Below are 19539 nucleotides of genomic sequence, written 5' to 3'. Positions count from 1 at the left end.
CGGACTAGCTGGCGTTTAGCTCCGCGACGACATCATAGGCATCGCCGCGATAATAGCTTTGGGTGAACTCCACGGCCTCGCCATTGGCCAGAAAACCGCGTCGTTCGATGAACAGTCCGGCATGGCCGGTTTCGACGCCGAGCCGTTTCGACTGTTCGGACGGAAAATGTATGGCGCGCAGTCGCTGCAACGCCCGCGTCGGCCGGCAACCATTGGCGTCGAGCGCGGAATAGAGCGAATCCACCACCGCATCGACATCGGGCAGGCAATGGCCGACGATGGTCGAATATTCGACCGCCATCGGCACCTCGTCAGCAAAACGCATACGCTGAAAGCGATAGACACGCGTGCCGGGGGAAAGTCCCAGGGACAGCGATTCTTCCGGCGTCACCAGCCCGACCGACTTGGAAAGCCATTCGCTGCTAGGCTGACGCCCCCGTGCCATCATATCCTCGGAAAAGGAGGACAGTTTGGAAAAGCTTTTGTCGACGCGTGCCGCGACGAAAGTCCCCGCACCGCGCCGTCGAACCAGAAGCCCTTCCTGCGCCAGTCCGTCGATCGCTTTGCGCACCGTGATGCGCGACACGCCAAATTCCTCGGCCAGGTCGCGCTCGGCGGGGATGACATCATCCTGCACCAGAAGCCGGCTCTGAATCGCCTGCCGCACCAATTGCTGCAACTGAAGATAAAGCGGCACCCGCAACTCTTCCTGAAGCAGACCAATACGATCGGAAAAAGACGTCATACCCCCCTCACTCGCAACGCAACTCGTTCGCGGAGAACGTAAAGGACGGTATCGCACAACACAATTCGATTGATAGGTTATATAATGGTACTATTCAAGCCCCGAAGGCCGAACCGGATCGGGAGATGACAGGCGGACAACGCCGTTCCTTCACGAGGATCGAATCGAAACCATCGCACAAAATCCGCCATTTACCCTTGGCCAACCCACGATTTCTCGGCAATTCCAGCCAGGCGGATATGGTCGCGTCCGGAAGCGAACGCCGTGGATCCATTGAGCGCCTTGCCAGCGAGTGATCCAGAAATCATCATTGAATTTCATCAATTTATGAGATTTTTTTCAATTTTTGCAGGTAAATTTCATTTTTATGTAGATTTTGCGGTGATAGCGTATAACAATTAATCATACCAAACGATGGCAATATAATACCTAGATAGAACCATAATTTGGTGCGGCCACCGCCATGAGCGGCACGCCGGAGTGCGAAGGGTAGCGCATCAGGCGCTTGTTAGGGGATTGCTCACATGGCTTTGCGACGGACTGTATTTCTCGCCACCAGCGCGCTTGCCGCGCTTCCTGCAATCGCCTTCGCGCAGGCCGACGCCCAGCCAGCGCCCCAGGCACCCGCCGCCGACAGCGAAATCGTCGTCACAGGCATCCGCGCCTCGTTGCGCAACGCCATCAACCTCAAGAAAGAGGCCAATGCCGTTGTCGACGTCATCAGCGCGGAGGATATCGGCAAATTCCCCGACCGCAACGTCGCTGAATCGCTGTCCCACATCCCCGGCGTTTCGATCGATCGCCGCTTCGGCGAGGGCGAAAAGGTCGCCATCCTCGGCACTGATCCGGCACTCAACCGCATGTTGCTCGACGGCCATGGCCTGGCTTCGGCCGACTGGGGCGGCAACGACAATGACCCTTCCAGCCGTACCTTTAACTATTCGCTGCTCGCCCCCGAACTGGTCGACCGGCTTGAGGTCTATAAATCGCCCGAAGCACGGATCGAGGATGGCAGCCTGGGCGGCACGGTAATCGTGCGCACCCGCCGCCCGCTCGATCTCAAGGCCAATTCGGTCTTCGCTTCGGCCGGCTATTCCTACAATGACCGCGCCGACAAGGGAAATGTCCGCGCATCCGGCCTGTATAGCTGGAAGAATGAGGCCGAGACTTTCGGTATCCTGGTCGCGGCAACCTATGACAAACAGAACCTCGTCCGCTCCGGCGTAGAGTTTTTCGGTTATGACAATAACCAGCCCAATGCCGACGGCACCTATAACAGCCCGTTCGTGAATCGCGACGCGGACACCGGCGCGCTCTCGCTCAAGAATCCCAACGCCACCATCAACGGCGGCACGATCGAGGATCTCTATAAGGCGGCCTCGCCCTTCGGCATCAACTATGCCTATTTCCAGCAGCAGCGCCAGCGCGCCAGCGTTTCGGGCACGATGCAGTTCAAGCCGACCGACAGCCTGACGCTGACCGTCAATGGCCTGCATATCGAAGGCAATTACAATAATTACAGCCAATCGATGTACACCATTCCGGGCGCCTGGACCGGCAGTGTGCTGGAGTCGGCGACGGTGTCCAACGGCGTGGTGACACAGGCCAGCTTCGGCGCCGCGCCCGGCCAGAGCGCGCAGCTCGACACGCTGGTTCGTCGCACGAAGCTGAAAACCGACAATCTCAACTTCTACGCCGACTGGGAAGGCGACAGCGGCGCCAAATTCTCCGTCACCGCAGGCTGGAGCCGCGCACGCGGCGGCCGTAACCCCGAATATCTGTTCAACGTCCAGACCAAGCTGCCGTTCAGCTACAGCATCTCGCCCACCTCGGCGGAAGTGAACTTCGTTGGCGATCTCACCAACCCGGCCAATTATTTCACCAACCCGAACAATAATCCGGCGCAGATCGAAGGCAGCCCGGTGCTGGTCAACGGCACGCAGCTCAACGCCGCGCAGATTGGCGGCCTGGATTATAGCGTCACGACCGACCGCGATATTTTCGCCGGCTATGATGCGACCATCCCGGTTTCGTTCGGCCCCTTTACCGAAGTGCTGCTGGGGTCGCGCTATACCGCTCATGTTAACCGCGTCGATGCCCGCGGCATCAATACCTATCTCCAGTCGTCCTTCACCGCCGATCAGTTGAACGTCGACACGGGGATAACACCCAGCGGCGTATTCGATGGCACGGGCGCCAAGGGTAACGCGACCGTCTACCTCAATATGCCGGCCCAGTCGGTGATCGACATCCTCGCCAATTCGATCAACACCGATCTGGTCAACAAGGTCGGCGCCTCCACCAAGGTGAAGGAAACCATCGCCGCCTCCTATGTACAGGCGAATTTCGAGCAGGGCGGGTTCCGTGGCAATATCGGCGGCCGCCTGGTCTACACCCAGGATGTTTCACACTATGCCCTGACCCTGCCGACGGTAGCGGACCCGACGCCGGTACCGGTGCCGACCACCACGACCACCGACTATCTGAAGTTCCTGCCCAGCTTCAACATCGCCTATCAGGTCACCCCGCAGATCATTCTGCGTGGAGCGGTGGCAAAGGTGATCTCGCGCCCCCGCTATCAAGATCTGGCCGCATCGATCACGCAGAACGACGTCACTTTCGACGCTGGCGGCGGCAATCCGAATCTGAAGCCTTACGAATCCACCAATTACGAAATCACCGCCGAATATTATCCGCGCCCCGGCGCCCTGCTGTCGCTCGAACTCTATCGTCGCGACATCAGCAATTATATCATCACCACGCGGCAGGAAGGGGTGACACTGTTCAACTCGCTGACGGGTCAGTTGGATGACAGATATAGCGTTCAGCGCCCGATCAATGGCGGCAAGGCCAAGGTCAACGGCGTCCTGATTAACGGCCAGGCGGAAATCTGGGGCGGCTTCGGCATCCAGGCCAACTATTCCTATCAGGATAGCAGCACTTCGACGATTGAGGGGGTCGAGGGCGCCCTCAACCTGCCCTATCTTTCGAAGCATACGGTCAACGTGATCCCCTATTTCGAGAAGGGGCCGTTCCAGGCGCGGTTGAGCTATAATTATCGCACCGATTATTTCCGCACGATCGGCCGCCTCGGTTCAATCGAGAAGGTCGCGCCCTATAACCAGCTCGACTTCTCGGCCAGCGTCGCGATCAACGAAGCGATCACCTTCACCTTCAATGCGCAAAACCTGCTGGATGAAACCTACAGGCAGTATAGCGGCACGAAGGATCGCCCCTCGGCCTTATACAAGAACGGTCGCACCTTTGCAGGCAGCGTCAGCGTCCGCTTCTGATGCGCCAGTTAGGAACGGATCCCGGCACCCCTCTCCCGCCGGGACCCGTTCCACCCTTCTCTCCATCCGTCAGCCCTTGCAGGGCAGACGGACCCCATGGCAGGTAACTGCCGCGGGCGGCCCACTGCACGGGGTCGCCCGTCCCTTTTTCTCGGCCCCATAGGGAGACACAGCCCATGCGCAGCCTTCTGGCGCTTCCCCTGGTCCTCGCCGCAGCGAGCGCTCATGCTCAGACGCTGCCGCTGATCCCCCTCCCCGCCGCTATTACGCCAAGGTCCGGCACGCTGCTGATCGCCAATGGCGCCGGCGTTTCCGCCTCTTCTGACGACAAGGGCGCCGCCACGGCCGCCCAGTTGCTGATCAACCGGGTACGCATCGACCGGGGCCTGACGCTGGCCAGGGGTGCCACGGGCGCGATCCGTTTCGAACGCGATGCCTCCATCACAGGCGAGGAAGCCTATAAGCTCGACATCGACACCAAGGGCGCGACCGTCCGGGCGAGCAGCGACCGAGGTCTGGTCTGGGGCGCAATGACGCTGGCGCAGCTCCTTTCCCCGGATGCGCGGTTCGGCAAGCCCGTTACCCTCTCCGCTCTCTCGATCAGCGACGCCCCGCGTTTCCGCTGGCGCGGCCTGATGGTCGATGTCGCCCGCCATTTCCAGCCGGTCGAGACGCTCTATCCCATTGTCGACGCGATGGCGGCGCAGAAGCTCAATACGCTGCACCTGCACCTGACCGACGATCAGGGCTGGCGTGTCGAGATCAAGCGCTACCCCAAGCTGACCGAAATCGGCGGCTGGCGCACCCCGCCATCCTCAGGCGGCGAACCCGGCCCGAAGGTCGGCGGCTTCTACACCCAGGAACAGTTGAAGGCGCTGGTCGCCTATGCGGCGACACGCGGCATCACCATCGTCCCGGAAATCGACATGCCCGGCCATGCGCAGGCCGCCGTCGCTGCTTATCCGGAGGAGATCGGCGTGCTGGGCGACCGCCCCGAAACCAGCCATGACTGGGGCGTCAATCCCTGGCTCTTCTCGCCCAGCCCCCGCTCCATGGCGTTCATCAAGAATGTACTGGACGAACTGATCGATATCTTCCCGTCGCAGTTCGTCCATGTCGGCGGCGACGAAGCGGTGAAGGACCAGTGGCAGCGCTCGCCGGAGGTGCAGGCGCAGATGAAGGCGCTTGGGCTGAAAACCGAAAACCAGATGCAGGGCTGGATGATCGGCGAACTGGGCAAATATCTTGCCAGCAAGGGCCGCCGCCTGATCGGCTGGGACGAGATTTTGGAAGGCGACGTGCCGACCAGCGCCTCGGTCATGTCCTGGCGTGGTGAGAAGGGCGCGGTCGAGGCTGCGAACAAAGGGCATGACGTGGTACTGGCGCCTGCGCCGATCCTCTACTTCGACAGCCTCCAGTCCGACCGCAGCGACGAACCGCCGGGCCGCCTTTCCATCCAGACGCTCGAACAGGTCTATGCCTTCGATCCCGTCCCCGCCGGGATCGACGCGGAGCGCGTGAAGCATGTCATGGGCGCGCAGGCGACCGCTTTCTCCGAATATCTCGCCACGGCGAAACAAAAGGAACATGCCACCTTCCCGCGCCTCTCGGCCATCGCGGAACTCACCTGGTCGCCCAAGGACAAGCGCGACTTCAAGGGCTTCGTCGAACGGCTCGATCCGCAGATGCTGCGCTACGCCCATGAAGGCATCGCCGCCGCCGACAGCGCCTTTGCCGTCAATTTCCGGATGCAGGGCAAGCGCGGCGACGCGCTGCGCAGCGACAAGCTGACCCTCGCCATGGACACGCAGGCCGGCGCAGGCACGATCCGCTACGCCCCCAATGGCCGGACGGAAACCAAATCCATCGTCTATACCGTTCCCGTCACCATCAGGACCGGAACCGTGGCCGAAGCCGCCGCCTACCTAAAGGACGGCCGCACCGCCGCCGCACCGCGCCACTTCGACGCTTCGCGCACCGCGCTGCTGACCGCGCATCCGACGGACCTCACCGCCTGCCCCCAGGGCGCGCTGGGCCTGCGCGTACCACTGACTTCGGGCCAGAGCGAGGACAGCCCCGCCTTCAACGTCAATATCTTCGACACCTGTACCATATGGGCCGACGCGCCATTGGGTGAGGCGAAGGCCGTCACCATCGACGTCGCGCGCCTGCCCCGCCATTATGGCCTCGCCCATGAGGAAAGCGCGCTCCGCGCCCATTATGCCGTCACCGCCCATGGCGAACTGGTCGTGCGCGCGGGCGGTTGCGAGGGCGGCGTGATCGGCACCTTCCCCCTGCCCGATCCCAGGACCACGCCCAACAGGATGCGCTTCACTGCGCCCATCAAGGACCAGAGTGGTGACGCCAATCTCTGCTTCCAGTTCACCTCTGCCCTGTCCGATCCCTTCTACGCCGTTGAAAAGGTCATATTGGAGGACCGCCGATAATGTTCCGCCGCGTCGCTGCCCTCTTGCTCGCCGTTGCCCCGGCCGCCCTGATCGCCGCTCCGCGCACCAGCACCCCGCTCGACTACAATTGGGAATTGCGCCTCGCCCCTGATGAGGGCGAGGCGGCCAGAGCGCATCCTAAGGCCGCCAAATGGCTACCTGCCTCCGTACCCGGTACGGTCCAGACCGATCTGATGGCGCGGGCCATCACGCCCGATCCCTATGTCGGCCTCAACGAAGCCACCATCCAATGGGTCGGCCGCAGCGACTGGAACTATCGCGGGCGGATCGACGCGACGCCCGCTTTGCTCGCCCGTGAGCATGTCGATCTCGTCTTCGACGGCCTCGACACCTATGCGCAGGTGAAGCTGAACGGCCAGGCCATCCTGTCGGCCGACAATGCCCATCGCCGCTGGCGCGTGGACGTCAAGCAACTGCTGAAGCCCGGCGCCAACGACTTGACCATCCATTTCCAAAGCCCACTGAAAGCCTTGCAGCCCAAGGTGCTGCCGCTCGCCAATCCGCTGCCCGGCGAATATGACAGCGTCTTCGGCGACGAGCCGGAAGCGCGTCAGACCTCCCCCTATATCCGCAAGCCCAAATATCATTACGGCTGGGACTGGGGGCCGCGCATTCTCAATATCGGGCCGAACGGCCCTATCCACATCGATGCGTGGGACGCCGCACGGATCGAGAGCCTGCGGGTCGTGCAGGAAGCGGTGACGAAAGCGGAAGCCCGCATCGCCGCGAACGTCGAGCTGATCGCCGGCCGTGACGGCCGCGCTCAGGTGGAGACGGTGGTGAAAGGCCCTGACGGCAACACCATCGTCTCCACGCGCGACGTGACCCTGACCGCGGGCGTCAATCAGGTCGCCGTCCCCGTAACCTTGCCTGATCCACAGCTCTGGTATCCGGCGGGCTATGGCGCGCAGCCGCTCTACAGCGTCACGGCCAAGGTCCGTTTCGAGGGCGAGGAAGCCGACAGCGCCACGCGTTCGACCGGCCTCCGTACCGTCGACCTCATCCGCGAGGCCGACGCGAAAGGACGCGGCTTCCAGCTAAAGATCAACGGCCTGCCGATCTTCATGAAGGGGGCGAACATCATCCCCTTCGACATGTTCTCGACCCGCGTGAAACCGGAGACAATGGCGAGCCTGCTCACCGACGCCCGCGACGCCAACATGAACATGGTCCGCATCTGGGGCGGTGGATATTATCTGCCCGACAGCTTCTACGATACCGCCGATCGGCTGGGCTTGATGGTCTGGCAGGACTTCATGTTCGGCGGCGCCGTCACGCCCTATGATCGCGATTTCCGCGAAAATGTGCGGATCGAGGCGGAGGAGCAGGTCGACCGGGTGCAGGCGCATCCTTCCATCGTCCTGTGGTCGGGCAATAACGAAGTCCTTTCCGGCTGGGAAAACTGGTCGGATCGAATTGCCTATAAGAGGCGCATCGGCGCGGATGAGCAGGAGAAGGTGGGCGTCGGCCTTGCCATCCTGTTCAACCAGGTGCTGCGCGACGCCGCAGAGCGCCGCGATCCCGACGTGCCTTATTGGCCCGGTTCGCCAAGCAGCAATTATGAAGGCAAGCCGGACGTGGACAGCGATGGCGACCGCCATGACTGGGACGTGTGGGGCGGCAAGAAGCCGGTCAGCCATTATCTGGAAACCTGTCCCCGCTTCATGTCGGAATATGGGCTGCAATCCATGCCCGTCATGCCGACGATCGACGCCTTCGCCAAAGCCGGGGATCTGAGCATCACTTCACCCGTGATGCGCGCCCATCAGAAATTCCTCAAGGGCGAAGGACAAGAGCGCCTGCTCCTCTATATCGAGCAGCGTTATCGCACCCCGCGCGATTTCGCGGATTTCGTGTATTTGAGCCAGGCCATGCAGGCGGACGGCATCGCTCTGGGCGCGCTGCATCATCGCGCCTGCCGCCCGGAAACCACCGGCTCCCTCTATTGGCAGTTAAATGATGTCTGGCCCGGTGCATCCTGGTCCAGCATCGACTATTTCGGCCGCTGGAAAGCGCTCCACTATGCCGCCCGCCGCTTTTTCGCCCCCGTCGCCATATCGGCAGGCCGCCATGAGAATGGCACGACCGAAGTATCGCTGATCTCCGACAAGACCACGCCCGTCGCCGCCCACTGGCGCATCCGCCTGATCGATGTCGATGGCAAGAACAGCATCGTGAAGGAAGGCGACGCCACCCTCGCCCCGCTTTCCGCCACGAAGGTCGGCGACCTGACCGACGATGCCCTGTTCGGCAGCGCCGACAAGAGCCGGTCCTTCGCCGTTGCGGAACTGTTGGTAGACGGCAAGCCTGTCTCCCGCGCGCTCGTTTCCGCCCTGCCGGAAAAGGCCATGGCGCTGCCCGATCCGGGCTTCCAGACCGACTGGACCACCGCGCCGGACGGCACGCCGCAACTCACCGTCAAGGCCGCCCGCCTCGCCCGTGGCCTGTGGATCGGCTTCGGCGATGTCGACGCCAGCGCGTCCGACAATTATTTCGACCTTCTCCCCGGTGAAAGCGTGACCGTCTCCATCACCTCCAAGGCAGGCCTCGCCAAGATCAAGGCCGCGCTCGACCTCCGCCATATGGGGGCCGCGCAATGAGCGCGCTCCTCTTCCTCCTTGCCGCGTCGGTCGATCCCGACATTGCAGCGAAGATCGCCAGCATGACCCCGGCGCAGAAGGCGGCACAGCTCCAGTCCGGCGCACCGGCTGACGGCCGCCAACTCCCCGCCTATGATTATTGGAACGAGGCGCTGCACGGCCTCGCCCGCAACGGCGTCGCCACCGTCTTTCCGCAGGCGATCGGCCTGGGCGCGACCTGGGACCCGGATCTGATGGAGCGCATCGGTACGGTCGTCTCCACCGAAGCCCGCGCCAAATATAACGGCCTGCCCGGCAAGGACCGGCTGCGCTATCAGGGCCTCACCATCTGGTCGCCCAATATCAACATCTTCCGCGACCCGCGCTGGGGGCGGGGACAGGAAACCTATGGCGAAGACCCGCTGCTGACCGGCAGCCTCGCGGTCGGCTATGTGCGCGGGCTGCAAGGGCCGGACCTGAGCCAGCCCCGCATCATCGCCACGCCCAAGCACCTCGTCGCCCATAGCGGCCCGGAGGCTGGACGCGACAGTTTCAACGTCCAGTCCAGCGCCTATGACATGGAGGCGACCTACCTCCCCGCTTTCCGCATGGCGCTCACAGACGGCAAGGCGCTGTCGGTCATGTGCGCCTATAACGGCGTTCACGGGGTCCCCGTCTGCGCATCGGACTGGCTGCTCAACCAGCGCGTGCGCAAGGATTGGGGGTTTACCGGTCTTGTCGTGTCGGACTGCGACGCGATCGGCAATATCAACCATTATCAACGTTACCGCCAGACCAACGCCGCCGCTTCGGCCGTAGCGATCGAAGCGGGCATGGATCTGAATTGCGGCAAGGCTTACGCCGCGCTCGATCAGGCACTGGCGCAGGGGCTGACGACGCGGGAAACAGTCGACACCGCGCTCGCCCGCACCTTCGCCGCGCGCAAGGCGCTGGGCGATGCCTTCGGCGCGAAAAGCCGTTGGGACAGCATCCCGGCGAGCGCCGTCGACACCCTCGCCAACCGCAATCTCGCGCTGGAAGCGGCGCGCAAGTCGCTGGTGCTGCTCCAGAATAACGGCGTCCTGCCCCTGAAACCCGGCGCGCGCATCGCCGTCATCGGTCCCAATGCCGACAGCCTCGACGTGCTGGAGGCCAATTATCACGGCACCGCCGCCGATCCGGTGACGCCGCTTAGCGCACTGCGCAAGCGCTTCGACGTCCATTATGCCCAAGGCTCCACGCTGGCCGAGGGTGTGCCAGTGGTCATCCCCGAAACCGCCTTCGCGCCGGGCCTGAAGGCGGAGTTTTTCGCCAGTCCCGACTTCAGCGGCGCGCCGGTCACGACGCAAACGCATCGCAAGGTCGATTTCGACTGGAACCGCACCTCGCCCGCGCAAGGCGTGCCCGCCAACCGCTACGGCGTCCGCTGGACCGGCACGCTGCTGCCCGAAGGCCCCGGCGACCACATCTTGCGCGTCGATGTGCCGCGCTGCTTCGATTGCAGCGGCCATGACCCGGTGCGCCTCTGGATCGACGACCAGCCAGTGGTCACGGATAATGGCGACAACAGCGCCGTCGAAGCGCGCCTCCATTTCGCCGACGCCAGCCCGCACAGCATTCGCCTGGAACTCGCCCATGCCAGCGAGGATGAAGGCATCCGCCTCACCTGGGTCGCGCCCGCTCTGCCTCAGCGCAGCCGCGCCGTCGCCGAAGCCCGCGCTGCCGATGCGGTGGTGGCCTTCGTCGGCCTCTCCCCCGCCGTCGAGGGCGAAGCGCTCCAGATCGAGGTGCCCGGCTTCTCCGGCGGCGACCGCACCGACATCGCCCTGCCCGAAGCCCAGCAACAATTGCTCGAAGCGGTCAAGGCGACTGGCAAGCCGCTGGTCGTCGTCCTGCTGTCCGGCAGCGCCGTCGCCATGCAATGGGCGAAGGACCATGCCGACGCCGTGGTCGCCGCCTGGTATCCGGGGGAGGCGGGCGGCACCGCGATCAGCGACCTGATCGAAGGCCGCTATGCCCCGTCCGGCCGCCTGCCCGTCACCTTCTACGCCAGGACGCTCGACCTGCCCGCCTTCGTCGACTATAATATGCGCGAGCGGACCTATCGCTATTTCCACGGGGTTCCGCTCTGGGGCTTCGGCCATGGCCTCAGCTACACCAGCTTCGCCTACGACCGCGCGCAAGCCCCCGCCGAAATCGCAGCGGGAAGTACGCTGACGGTCAAGGCCCGCCTTACCAACAGCGGTGCCCGTGAGGGTGAGGAAGTGGCGCAGGCCTATCTCATCCCGCCAGAGAATTTGCGCACCATCGGCGCGTTCAACGACCCGGTACTGCGCCATAATCTGGTCGGCTTCCAGCGCGCCAACCTGAAGCAGGGCAGGGAAAAGACGCTGAGCTTCACCCTCGATCCCCGCGCGCTGAGCACGGTCGACCGCGACGGCAACCGCGCCGTGCGTCCCGGCAATTATCGCCTGTTCATCGGTGGCGGCCAGCCGGGCGAAGCCAAGGGCACGGAAGTCAGCTTCACCATCACCGGAACGCAGGAACTGCCGAAATGAAGCTGAACCGCCGCTCCCTGATCGCGGGCAGCCTCGCGCTCACCGCCACGCCCGTCATCGGTGCTGCTCCGCGTTTCGAGAGCAAGCGTCCCGCCAATCGCCACTTCACCAGCCCAGCCGTCGAACGCGAACTCGTCCGCGTCTCCGCGAAGATCGGCGACCCGGAATTGCGCTGGATGTTCGGCAATTGCTATCCGAACACGCTCGACACCACGGTCTTCATGGACATGGCGGACGGCAAACCGGACGCCTTCGTCATCACCGGCGACATCGAATGCCTGTGGCTGCGCGACAGTTCGGCACAGCTCAATCCCTATGTCCATTTGGCCCGTGAAGACCCGAAGCTGCGCGAACTTTTTCATGGCCTCATCGCCCGGCAGGCGCGATCGATCCTGATCGATCCCTATGCCAACGCCTTCATGCGCGACCCGATGGCGAAGACCAACCTTCCCTGGGCGCTGGCCGACGATACCGAGATGAAACCCGGCGTCGCGGAGCGCAAATGGGAGATCGACTCCCTCTGTTATCCGATGCGCCTGGCCCATGACTATTGGAAAGCCAGCGGCGACGCCGCCCCCTTCGACGCGCTCTGGGCGGAGGCGGCGCGCACCAGCATCCGCACCTTCCGCGCACAGCAGCGCAAGGACGGCCCAGGCCCCTATCGCTTCCTGCGCCGCGACAAGCTGGCCACCGAAACGCAGATATTGAACGGCTATGGCGCACCGACGAAGAAGGTCGGGATGATCCACAGCATGTATCGTCCCTCGGACGACGCCTGCATCTTCCCCTTCCTCGTCCCCGCCAACCTCTTTGCAGTGGCGGCGCTGCGTAAACTCGCCATCGTCGCAAGCGAGGCGGCCAAGGACAACGCCCTCGCCACCGACGCCAAGGCGCTGGCCGACGAGGTGGAAGCCGCCACCCGCGCCCATGGCACGATGATCGATCCGGCGACGGGTCAGCGGCTCTGGGCCTATGAGGTGGACGGCTTCGGCAACGGCCATTTCATGGACGACGCCAATGTGCCGAGCCTGTCGGCGCTGGCCTATCTGGGCGCGGCCCCGACAAGCGACCCGCTGTTCCAGCGCACCGCCGCCGCAGCATGGAGCGATCGCAATCCCTATTTCTTCAAGGGCACGGCCGCCGAGGGCATAGGCGGCCCCCATGCGGGCCTGCGCATGATCTGGCCGATGTCGATCATCATGCACGCCCTCAATAGCAACGACGACGCAACCATCCGCCAGTGCCTGCGCCACCTCAAGGCCAGCCATGGCGGCACCGGCTTCATCCATGAAGCCTTCGACCAGGATGACGCCACCACCTTCACACGCCACTGGTTCGCCTGGGCCAACGGCCTGTTCGGTGAACTGATGCTGGACCTCGCCCGTCGCAAGCCGAACCTGCTGGGAGCGCCGCTATGATGACCCTCACCCGCCGTGGCCTGCTCAGCGCCAGCGCCACCCTCGCCCTCACCAGCGCCGCCCGCCTCGAAGCCGCTACCTCCACGACCAAGCCCGACCTTTTCATCGGCACCGGCGGCGACGGCCACACCTTCCCCGGCGCATCCATGCCCTTCGGCATGGTGCAGCTATCGCCCGACACCGACACGGCGCGCTGGGACACCTGTTCAGGCTATCATCATGGTGACGCCTCGCTGCTGGGCTTTTCGCATACCCATTTGTCGGGCACCGGCATCGGCGACATGCTCGACATACTGGTGGTCCCGACGCGCGGCCCCGTGCAGCTCCAGCCGGGGCCGATCGACAGGCCCGAGGAGGGCTATCGCCAGCGTTACAGCCAAGAACAGGCGGAACCCGGCTATTATGCCGTGTCCCTGGAGAGCGGCGTCCGGGCCGAACTGACGGTCACGCCGCGCACCGGCATCCACCGCTATCTTTTCCCGCAAGGTCCGGCCCATATCCTGATCGACATGGGCCATCTCGTCATGGAGGGGCCGGGCGAGTCTCCCTATATCGACGAAGCCGCGCTCCAGATCGAACCGGACGGCACCCTCACCGGCACCCGCCGCGTCTTCCGCTGGGCGAAGGGGCGCCGCATCTTCTTCGCGATGCAATTCTCCCATGCGCCGGGCCGGGTCGAGTTCTTCACCGACGACGACCAGCCCGCAGGCGCCAGCAGCGCCAAGGGCAAACGCCTGAAAGCCGTCCTCCATTATGAGGATGCAGGCGCAGCCCCGCTTATCATTCGCTGCGGCATTTCAGCGGTCGACCTCGACGGCGCACGCAGGAATCTGAAGACCGAAGCGCCCCACTGGAACTTCAACCGCTACCGCGCCGCCGCCGCGCAGGCTTGGGCAGCGGAACTGGGCCATGTCGTGGCGGAAGGCGGCACCACGGACCAGCGCACGATCCTGACCTCGGCCCTCTATCATGCCAGCCTTGGCCCGACGCTCTTTTCCGATGTGGACGGGCGCTATGTCGGCCTCGACCATCAGGTCCATGCGCTGAGCAAGGGCGAGGAAGCCTATAGCGCTTATTCGCTCTGGGACACTTATCGCGCCTTTCACCCGCTTCAGACGCTGATCCGCCCCAGGCGCGCCGCCGAATTCACCGCCGACCTCATCCGCCAGACCCGGCAAAGCCCCTTCGGCCCGCCCGTCTGGCCGTTGCAAGGGGTGGAAACCGGCTGCATGATCGGATGGCACAGTGTCGCCGTCCTCGCCGAAGCGCGCGCCAAGGGTATCCCGGCCGACTATGCCGCCGCCTGGCCCGGCATCGCCCGGCGCAGCTTCGACTGGTCGACGCCCAATCTCGACAACAGCCTCGGCCTGCAATTTTACGACGAAACAGGCTTCATCCCCGCCGACCGCATTTTCGAAAGCGTGTCGCGCGTGCTGGAATATAGCTATGACGACTATGCCGCCGCGCAGATTGCCGACGCGGCCGGTGCCGGCGCAGAGGCCGCGCGCCTGCGCAAGCGTTCGGGCAACTGGCGCAACGTCTTCGACACGAAGTTGAACTTCGCCCGCCCGCGCCTCGCCGACGGAAGCTGGGCCGAACCTTTCGCGCCCAATGCAGTGGGACACTCCAAGAAATGGCGCGACTTCACCGAAAGCAACAGCTGGCAGGCGACCTTCCTCAACCAGCATGACGTGCATGGCCTGATCGCGGCCATGGGCGGAGACGCCGCGTTCGAGGCGAAACTGGACGCCCTGTTCACCGCCGATTCCACCCTGCCCGAGGGCGCGCCACCGGACATTTCGGGCCTTGTCGGCCAATATGCCCATGGCAACGAGCCAAGCCACCATGTCGCCTATCTCTACGCCTATTGCGGCGCGGCGTGGAAGACGCAGGCGATGGTCCGCCGCCTGATGACGGAAATGTACAAGGCCGCACCTGACGGCGTGATCGGCAATGACGATTGCGGGCAGATGAGCGCCTGGTTCATCCTGTCTTCGCTCGGCTTCTACCCCGTCGATCCGGTCAGCGCGACCTATGTGCTGGGCAGCCCGCTCTTCAACCGCACGACGGTCAATCTCGGCAATGGCAAAAGGTTGATCGTGGAAGCGCCCGATAACGGCCCCGACACCCCCTATGTCCGCTCGGTCCAGTGGAATGGCCAGCCCTGGACCAAGGGCTGGATCGCCCATGCCGATCTGGCGAAGGGCGGCACGCTGCGCTTCGAGATGAGCGCCGCGCCCAACAAGGCCTTTGCCAGCCGCCCCGAAGACCGTCCCGGCCGCCCGGCATGAGCGTTGCGGCGGCCCTGACCCTGCTCGCCGCCGGTGCGACGCAGACCGTGCCGCTGCAATCGGTCTGCATCACCGGTAGCGGCACGGCGAAGCCCGCCGCCGATCTCCTGCGTCGCCGTCTTGTGGAACGCGGCGCGACCGACAGGGGCTGCGCCACGCACATCGCCTTTCAGCCCGCCAGCCTGTCCAAGGAAGCCTTCCGCATCGACCGACGGGCCGCGACCGTCACCATCCGCGCCGCCAGCACGCGCGGTTTCGTCTATGGCGCGGGCTGGCTGCTGCGGCATAGCGACAATCTGGCGCTCTCGCTCACCGCTCCGGTCAACGAAAAGCCCGCCCAGGCCATTCGCGGCACCCAGATCGGCTATCGGTTCAAGAATAACAGCTACGACGCCTGGATCCCGGCGATGCTGAAGCGCCGGATCGAGGATTTCGCGCTCTGGGGCGCGAACCGCATCCAGATCATATCGCCACGCTCCGACGACGCGCCGACCTCGCCCCTGATGCCCGTCCCGCCCGAACAGGCGGTGCGGGACATGGCGCAGGCCACCCACGACCTCGGCCTCGACGTCGCGATCTTCTATCCGCTACTGGGCGACTATGACGGCGGCGCAGCGGATGACGCGGAGGCGCGCAATCTCGACACTTTCCTCAAGACCCTGCCCGCGCTCGACGCCCTCTATTTCCCCGGCGGCGATCCCGGCCACACCAGCCCCGATCGGCTTTTCCCGCTGGTCGAGCGCCTGTCCAGGACGCTGCATACCCGCTTCCCAAAGGCCGAACTGCTGCTCTCGACCCAAGGTTTCGACGCCAGAGATCTCGACGCCTTTTACGGCGAACTTGGCCATCGCCCGAAGTGGCTCACGGCGATCTTCGTCGGCCCCCAGACGCGCGAGAGCGCTGCCTCGCATCTCCGCCGCCTCGCTGGCCGCTACCCGCTGGAACTCTATCCCGACACTGCCCACGCCATGCAGGCGCAGTTCCCGATCCCCGACTGGAGCCACGTTTTCGCCCTCACCCAGGGGCGCGAGCCGGTCAATCCGCGCCCATCGGCGGAGGCCACGATCTTCGCCCACATCACGCCGGGGACGCGGGGCGCGATCAGCTATTCCGAAGGGATCAACGATGACTGGAACGTCCACCAATGGCTCGCCATGGGTTGGGACGGACAAGCCGACATCGCCCGCGACTATGCCAATTTCTATATCGGCGACCCAGCCTTCGCCGCCATCCCGGCGATGCTGGAAACCAATTGGCAGGGCGATCCTGCATCGAACTCCGGCATCGACCGCACGCTGAGCGCCATCGACGCCATTCGCCCCGCGCCATGGGCCGACTGGCATATCGACCTCTACCGCTACCGCGCCGTCTACGACGCGCTCATCCGCGAACGTCTGACTCGCGCCCGCGCCAATCAGGCCGAGGCGCTCTACACGCTACGCCAAACGCCAGCTATCGGCGCGGAACCAGCCGTGGCTGCCGCCCGCTTTGCCTATGCCCGCCCTGACAGTATCCGATCGGCGGACCTCTATCGCCAGCTAACGGCTCTGGCCGACCGGCTCCGCCAGAATGCCGGGATGCAGCTTTCGGTCGAGCGCCATGGCGCCTCCAGCTGGCGGCGTGGTGCCAATTTCGACCGCGCGATGATCGACCTCAACGACCGTGTCGCCGTCGAGCGCGACATGACCGCCGCCCTTACCCTCCCTACCGAAGCCGAGCGGGTCGCGGCACTTTATGCGCTGGGCGACCGCTGGGGAATGGCGGACTTCGCGCTCTACGACGATCTGGGCGATCCGGCCAACGAGCCGCATCTGGTGCGCGGCCCCGGCTATCCCACCGACCCGCAGCTCTGGCATACGGCAATCGACGGCGTGGGCGAACATACGCCCAATGAAGGCTGGCGCATGGCCGAACTCAGCTATGCCGAGGCGTTGTTCGAACAGCCGCTCACTCTTCATTATGAGGGGCTGGAAAAAGGCCGCGCCTATCGCCTGCGCTACACCTGGGCGGGTGAGGATTACAGCCTGCCCCTGACGCTCACCGCCAACGGCACGGCCCTGCCCGCTCCGCCCGCGCGCACGACCAATCCGCAGCGCGTCGAACTCCCCATCCCGCCATCCCTCACCGCCAGCGGCACGCTCGATCTCGTCTGGAGCCGCCCGCCGGGCATGGGCGGCAGCGGCCGGGGCCGCCAGATCGCCGAGGTCTGGCTGATTCCTGAATCCTCAACATCGCCAGAATCTCAACCATCGAAGGCCAAGCCATGACCCCGCACCTTACCCGCCGCTCGCTGATGGCCGGATCGCTGCTCGCCGGCGCCACCGCCTGCGCGCCGCGCGGCCCCGCTACCGCGCTGGCGAAGCCCGGCCTGCCCGCACCATGGGGCGCCACCCCTTCGCCGCGCCAACGCAAATGGCACGACCGACGCATGTACGCCTTCATCCATTTTTCGATGAACACGTTCACCGACAAGGAATGGGGCTATGGCGACGAGGATGTCCGCCTGTTCAACCCGACCGATTTCGATCCCGACCAGATCGTCGCGGCGGCCAAGGCGGGCGGTCTCACCGGCCTCATCATCACCGCCAAGCATCATGACGGCTTCTGCCTCTGGCCGACGATGCTGACCGACCATTGCATCCGCAACACGCCCTATAAGGACGGCAAGGGCGATATCGTCGGCGAGCTGGAACAGGCGTGCCGCCGCGCGGGTCTCGCCTTCGGGGTCTATCTCTCCCCCTGGGACCGCAACCGCGCCGACTATGGCCAGCCGAGCTATATCGACTATTATCGCGCGCAACTGACCGAACTCTGCACCCGCTATGGCGAGCTGTTCGAAGTCTGGTTCGACGGCGCGAACGGCGGCGACGGCTATTATGGCGGCGCCCGCGAAACGCGGAAGATTGACGCGGTGCCCTATTATAACTGGCCGAGCATCATCGACCTGGTTCACAAGCTGCAACCGGATGCCTGCACCTTCGATCCGCTGGGCGCGGACATACGTTGGGTTGGCAATGAGGATGGCCATGCCGGCGATCCCTGCTGGCCGACCATGCCCAACGAACCCTATGACCAGGTCAAGGGCAATAGCGGCGTTCGCGGCGCGGAACTCTGGTGGCCCGCCGAAACCAATGTCTCGATCCGGCCCGGCTGGTTCTACCATGCCGATGAGGATGCGCAGGTCAAAAGCCCGCAAAAGCTGATGGAGATGTTCGACCAGTCGATCGGCCACGGCACGACCTTTCACCTCAACCTGCCCCCCGACAAGCGCGGCCGCATCGCCGACCGCGACGTCGCCAGCCTGCAGGCGTTCGGCGATGCCGTGCGCGCGAGCTTCGCCACCGACCTTGCCCGGAACGCCGTCGCCAGCGCCAGCGCCGACATTGGCGGCACGGCGGCCCATGCGACGGACGGCAACCCGGACAGCTTCTGGTGCGCGCCCGCCGAAGCCAGGGACGCCACCCTTACCCTCGACCTGCAACCGGGCGCCCGCTTCGACACCATCCGCCTCCAGGAATGGCTGCCGCTTGGCCTGCGCACCACCAGCTTCGCCATCGACGCCTCCGACGACGGTGAGAATTGGCGGGAAATCGCGACGAAGGATATGGTCGGTCCTCAGCGCCTCATCCGCCTGCCCGCACCGCTCACCCCCCGCCGCATCCGCTTCCGCCCCACCGCCGCCGAAGCAGGCCCGACGCTGCGTGAATTCGCCCTGTTCCTTTCGGTCGCCCCGACGGAACTGCCCCCGGCCCTGGTCACGGACAACAGCGTCGTGGCGCGCGATAGCTGGAAGATCGTCAAAGCCAGCGCACCCGGCGCGGAAGCGGTGCTGGACGACGACGCGAAAACCGCCTGGATCGCCCCGGCGCCGGCCGGCATCACCATCGACCTTGGCAAGACGGAAAAGCTCGCCGGCTTTGCGCTAACCCCGACCCGCCATATCGACCCGCAGGCGGCCCCGCCCGCGCGCTACATCGTGGAAACCAGCACGGACGGCAGCAACTGGACAAAGCCGCAGGAAGGCGAATTCCAGAACATCAACTATGCCCGCGCCACCCAGCGCATTCCCTTTGCCGCACCGCGCGAGGCCCGCTATCTGCGCCTGACCTTCCAGCGCCCGGCTGTCCCAGCTCCGGCGATCGCCATCGCGACAATCGGCGCGTTTCGCTGACCGTCCATCCCCCCTC

General features: G+C 64.6%; 9 protein-coding genes. 8 read left to right on the top strand and 1 reads right to left on the bottom strand.

The features are described from left to right. Positions 1-4: 4 nt before the first annotated feature. Complete coding sequence (locus MOK15_RS21570; RefSeq protein WP_242933719.1) at positions 5-745, bottom strand: GntR family transcriptional regulator; 741 nt, start codon at positions 743-745, stop codon at positions 5-7. Between the two features lie 524 nt (positions 746-1269). Between MOK15_RS21570 and MOK15_RS21565 the strand changes: the two genes are divergently transcribed. From MOK15_RS21565 to MOK15_RS21530, 8 genes are all read left to right on the top strand, one after another. After that, complete coding sequence (locus MOK15_RS21565) at positions 1270-4038, top strand: TonB-dependent receptor (RefSeq protein ID WP_242933718.1); 2769 nt, start codon at positions 1270-1272, stop codon at positions 4036-4038. Positions 4039-4214: 176 nt separating this feature from the next. After that, positions 4215-6485, top strand: coding sequence for a beta-N-acetylhexosaminidase (locus MOK15_RS21560; RefSeq protein ID WP_242933717.1), 2271 nt, complete (start codon positions 4215-4217; stop codon positions 6483-6485). Continuing rightward, a complete protein-coding gene (locus MOK15_RS21555; RefSeq protein ID WP_242933716.1) occupies positions 6485-9106 on the top strand; it encodes a glycoside hydrolase family 2 protein in 2622 nt (873 codons plus the stop codon). Before MOK15_RS21560 ends, MOK15_RS21555 begins: the two co-directional genes overlap by 1 nt. Then, positions 9103-11643 (top strand): glycoside hydrolase family 3 C-terminal domain-containing protein, encoded by a 2541-nt coding sequence (locus MOK15_RS21550; RefSeq protein WP_242933715.1) that lies wholly within the window; start codon positions 9103-9105, stop codon positions 11641-11643. The genes MOK15_RS21555 and MOK15_RS21550 overlap by 4 nt, the downstream gene beginning before the upstream one ends. Further along, on the top strand, positions 11640-13061 hold the full coding sequence (locus MOK15_RS21545; protein WP_242933714.1) for a glycoside hydrolase family 125 protein: 1422 nt from the start codon (positions 11640-11642) through the stop codon (positions 13059-13061). Before MOK15_RS21550 ends, MOK15_RS21545 begins: the two co-directional genes overlap by 4 nt. Next, a complete protein-coding gene (locus MOK15_RS21540; RefSeq protein ID WP_242933713.1) occupies positions 13058-15352 on the top strand; it encodes a GH92 family glycosyl hydrolase in 2295 nt (764 codons plus the stop codon). Before MOK15_RS21545 ends, MOK15_RS21540 begins: the two co-directional genes overlap by 4 nt. After that, the gene (locus tag MOK15_RS21535) at positions 15349-17619 is read left to right on the top strand and encodes a hypothetical protein (RefSeq protein WP_242933712.1); all 2271 of its coding nucleotides are present in this window, start codon (positions 15349-15351) and stop codon (positions 17617-17619) included. Before MOK15_RS21540 ends, MOK15_RS21535 begins: the two co-directional genes overlap by 4 nt. Next, positions 17616-19523, top strand: a complete 1908-nt coding sequence (locus tag MOK15_RS21530) for an alpha-L-fucosidase (RefSeq protein WP_242933711.1) — start codon at positions 17616-17618, stop codon at positions 19521-19523. Before MOK15_RS21535 ends, MOK15_RS21530 begins: the two co-directional genes overlap by 4 nt. Positions 19524-19539: the final 16 nt, after the last annotated feature.

Origin of the sequence: Sphingobium sp. BYY-5 (genome assembly GCF_022758885.1) — a bacterium.
In the GTDB taxonomy this organism is placed as follows: domain Bacteria; phylum Pseudomonadota; class Alphaproteobacteria; order Sphingomonadales; family Sphingomonadaceae; genus Sphingobium.
Note: the sequence above shows the minus strand (reverse complement) of the source record. Positions and strands in the feature narration are given on the sequence as shown.

Excerpts from the sequence above, each read along its gene's own strand:
- MOK15_RS21570 (WP_242933719.1), bottom strand. The coding sequence starts at position 745 with ATGACGTCTTTTTCCGATCGTATTGGTCTGCTTCAGGAAGAGTTGCGG.
- MOK15_RS21565 (WP_242933718.1), top strand. The coding sequence starts at position 1,270 with ATGGCTTTGCGACGGACTGTATTTCTCGCCACCAGCGCGCTTGCCGCG.
- MOK15_RS21560 (WP_242933717.1), top strand. The coding sequence starts at position 4,215 with ATGCGCAGCCTTCTGGCGCTTCCCCTGGTCCTCGCCGCAGCGAGCGCT.
- MOK15_RS21555 (WP_242933716.1), top strand. The coding sequence starts at position 6,485 with ATGTTCCGCCGCGTCGCTGCCCTCTTGCTCGCCGTTGCCCCGGCCGCC.
- MOK15_RS21550 (WP_242933715.1), top strand. The coding sequence starts at position 9,103 with ATGAGCGCGCTCCTCTTCCTCCTTGCCGCGTCGGTCGATCCCGACATT.
- MOK15_RS21545 (WP_242933714.1), top strand. The coding sequence starts at position 11,640 with ATGAAGCTGAACCGCCGCTCCCTGATCGCGGGCAGCCTCGCGCTCACC.
- MOK15_RS21540 (WP_242933713.1), top strand. The coding sequence starts at position 13,058 with ATGATGACCCTCACCCGCCGTGGCCTGCTCAGCGCCAGCGCCACCCTC.
- MOK15_RS21535 (WP_242933712.1), top strand. The coding sequence starts at position 15,349 with ATGAGCGTTGCGGCGGCCCTGACCCTGCTCGCCGCCGGTGCGACGCAG.
- MOK15_RS21530 (WP_242933711.1), top strand. The coding sequence starts at position 17,616 with ATGACCCCGCACCTTACCCGCCGCTCGCTGATGGCCGGATCGCTGCTC.